Here is a 2,917-nt window from a genome sequence, read left to right on the forward strand (position 1 = left end):
CGGCTGTGACGGGCCTACCCGTTCGGGTCTACTTGAGCCGTTCCTCTAGGTACTGGGCCTGTTCTTCCGAAGGCTCCCCGGTGATAGCCGGATCAACGCCGTTGCAGGAGATTCTACGGGGGCAAGCAAATCCGCTTCAGGCCAGCGCGGCCTTGGCGTCGGCGAGATTGGCCGCCCCCAGTACCAGCCGGGTGTTGGTGGCGAGATAAGCAGTTTCCAGATTGATCTTCGCGGCGCCAAGTTTGTGGACGACTTCGCCGAGCGCGCCGGGACGGTCGTTGATGTCCAGCACGATCACCTCTTGCTCCTCGGCGATTTTGATTCCGGCGCCCTGCAGCGCCTCGAATGCGGAGGTGGCATCATGCACCAGGATGTGCACCTCAGCCTGCCCTCCGCCGCTTGTCAGGGCGCACAGACCGGCGATATTGACGCCCGCCTTGCCCAACACATCGCCGATCAGGGCCAGCTCGCCGGGCTCGTCGTCGAGATAGAGCGTTAGATCGGTCGCCATGACGCGCTCCCTTCGCACCAGGTCTGAGCGGATCGCATGTCCACGCTACCGCGGGCACGCCGGGTGAGGATCCCCGAAACTAGACAGCAGCTTTCCTAAACTGCGGCTGTGGCGTTCGACGCGACGTTTGCCCGCGATGTGGTTCTGCCGCTGGCGGAGGCGGCGTACACGGTGATGAGCGGTAGTCAGGCCGTCTTGCCACCCGGTTACACCCAGACCAGTTTGATCAAGGTTGATGCCGTGGTGCTCACCGCGATGACGAGCCCGCACCCGGCCGTGGCTGCGATGACCAAAGACACCAACATCTTCGGGCTGATGGGCCGTAACCCGGCCACCCGCAGCGCATTCGTGTCATTTCGCGGCACCGCCGACGTCGAGGATTGGCTCGCGGACCTCGACGCCGTCCCCGGCGACTATCGCCCGGTAAGCGGATTCGGGCAGGTGCATACCGGCTTTCAGGACGCGTACCAACTCGTCCGGAACAGCGTCGCGACAAACTTGGCCGGCGCGACAGCGGGCTGCGATGAGATCCTGATCACTGGACACAGTCTGGGAGCGGCGCTGGCCGTACTCGCGGCGCCGGACATATTCCGGAGTATGCCGCCGAATAAGATTGAACCCCGACTGATCACCTTCGCCGGCCCGCGGGTCGGCTTGCCCGACTTTGTCACCGCGTTCAACGCGGCGATCGAAAGCTGTTTTCGGGTAGTGAATTTTCTCGATATTGTGCCGTACGTCCCGCCGCCTCCATACGTGCATGTTGGCGCCCAGATCACCGTCGACAGCGGCGGGCCGGTCCAGGTCGGGTGGCGACACAGCCTGGTCGCCTACCAAAGCGGGCTATCGGCGCTGATTTCGGCCCAGCAATGAGGACGCTCCCGGCACCGAGGGTCAAACCAACTCAAGTGCCGGGAGCGACAGTTTTGTCAGGCGCCAACCTCTAACACGCCGGCGCGCCAGAGCGCGGCGTAGAGCTGACGCAACGGAACGCAGAGCAACCGAGCGGCGCCGCTGACCAACGGGTCGCCGCCGACTAGCTGTTGTTCGGGCCGCCTGGAGGTCCGCTTGGGCGCCGGCACTGCGGTCGGCGTCGGGGCAGGCACTGCCCTGAGCCGGCGTGCGGGCGCCGCCGTTACCACTTCGTCAAAGAGTACCGCGGTCATGATCGCCTCCTAAGCGGAAAGTCAAACGGGCATAACGGGATTCGATGTCCGTCCGAATCGGCTTCCGATGAGGCGATGCGCTGCCTGCGCCAGAGAAAGGCTCAGCTTGCAGCCGCGCGCCGGAGACCAGATCGGGACGACACAGAATCCGGATATCGATCCGGACTAGAACTGGAACTCATTCGTCCCTCACCTCCTCGCGGTCGCGCCACGTGCGGATAACCGCACAATTCACACGCAAGCAGGAGCATAGGAAACCCGATGACCTCGGGAACCGCACCCCACTCGTCAGAGATTTGGCACTACACGCCGTATCCGGAAACTCCGGAAGCCACTTGGGCTCAACCCTTAAGCCGGGAGGAGCTGTCCTGACCCTGGGCGTCTCTCGACGTTCGGGGTCAGTGGCCTATATCCGCGTAGACGCCTCACCTAACGAGGTGCTTACCCCGTCGATGATGCACGAACATCGCGCCGGGGTCAATTCGCCACGCCCAAAAAACTTCCTGAGCACGATTACGGCACCTGACCAGCCGTTATGACTTCCTGATCGTCTGCGGACGCAGCCCTTCGGTGACTGCGCGGGCGGCCTCTGTCACCGATCGGTCAATTCGTTGAGACGTCCTACCGCGTCGATGAACTCGGAGACCATGTCCAGCACCACCGCTCCCGCCGGCTGCACTTTGTCCAGCGAACCGACGACTTGGCCGACGAAATAGGTGGCCAACTCGCGGGCCTTGGAATCGGCGTGGCCGGCGGCCCGATTGATGCGCAACTGCGGATCGCCGATCAGCGCCGACTGCAGCGGCATACCGAGCGGGTCGGGACTGCCTGGCCGCTCCCACTCGTCGGTCCAGGCAGTGCGCAGCATGCGCGCGGGCTTGCCGGTCAGCGACCGCGATCGCACGGTGTCCGACGAGGACGCGGCCAGGAATTTGTCCTTGACGATGGGCAACGTCTCGGCTTCCTCGGTGGTCAGCCAGACCGATCCGCACCACACGCCTTCGGCGCCCAACGCCAGCGCCGCGGCGATCTGACGACCGCGGGCGATCCCGCCCGCGGCCAGCACCGGCACGGGATCGACGGCATCTACGACTTCAGGTACCAGCACCATCGTCGACACCTCACCGGTGTGCCCGCCGGCCTCGGTGCCCTGGGCGACGATGAGGTCGACTCCGGCGGCGGCATGTCGCTGCGCGTGGCGCGTCGTGCCGGCCAGAGCCGCGACCAGCACGTCGGCCTGGTG

General features: G+C 64.9%; 4 protein-coding genes and 1 riboswitch. Of the genes, 1 reads left to right on the top strand and 3 read right to left on the bottom strand.

Annotated features, from left to right (window positions below; genetic code table 11):
* Positions 1–136: 136 nt before the first annotated feature.
* Positions 137–511: an amino acid-binding protein gene (locus WBF82_RS17010; protein ID WP_424384140.1), complete on the bottom strand. Its 375-nt coding sequence runs from the start codon at positions 509–511 to the stop codon at positions 137–139.
* 108 nt (positions 512–619) lie between these two features.
* Between WBF82_RS17010 and WBF82_RS17015 the strand changes: the two genes are divergently transcribed.
* Positions 620–1,381, top strand: a complete 762-nt coding sequence (locus WBF82_RS17015; protein WP_424384141.1) for a lipase family protein — start codon at positions 620–622, stop codon at positions 1,379–1,381.
* 56 nt (positions 1,382–1,437) lie between these two features.
* Here WBF82_RS17015 and WBF82_RS17020 read toward each other — a convergent pair whose 3' ends face one another.
* Together WBF82_RS17020 and WBF82_RS17025 are read right to left on the bottom strand one after the other, a co-directional pair.
* Positions 1,438–1,674 (bottom strand): Rv1535 family protein, encoded by a 237-nt coding sequence (locus tag WBF82_RS17020; RefSeq protein ID WP_424384142.1) that lies wholly within the window; start codon positions 1,672–1,674, stop codon positions 1,438–1,440.
* A gap of 273 nt (positions 1,675–1,947) precedes the next feature.
* Positions 1,948–2,118, bottom strand: a riboswitch (M-box (ykoK) riboswitch).
* A gap of 148 nt (positions 2,119–2,266) precedes the next feature.
* Positions 2,267–2,917: NAD(P)H-dependent flavin oxidoreductase (locus tag WBF82_RS17025; protein WP_424384143.1), on the bottom strand; the 651-nt coding region annotated here is incomplete at its 5' end.

Source organism: Mycobacterium sp. (assembly GCF_049673265.1).
In the GTDB taxonomy this organism is placed as follows: Bacteria; Actinomycetota; Actinomycetes; order Mycobacteriales; family Mycobacteriaceae; genus Mycobacterium.

What these genes read in the sequence shown, in the direction of transcription:
- WBF82_RS17010 (WP_424384140.1), bottom strand. Translation starts at nt 511, where the DNA reads ATGGCGACCGATCTAACGCTCTATCTCGACGACGAGCCCGGCGAGCTG.
- WBF82_RS17020 (WP_424384142.1), bottom strand. Translation starts at nt 1,674, where the DNA reads ATGACCGCGGTACTCTTTGACGAAGTGGTAACGGCGGCGCCCGCACGC.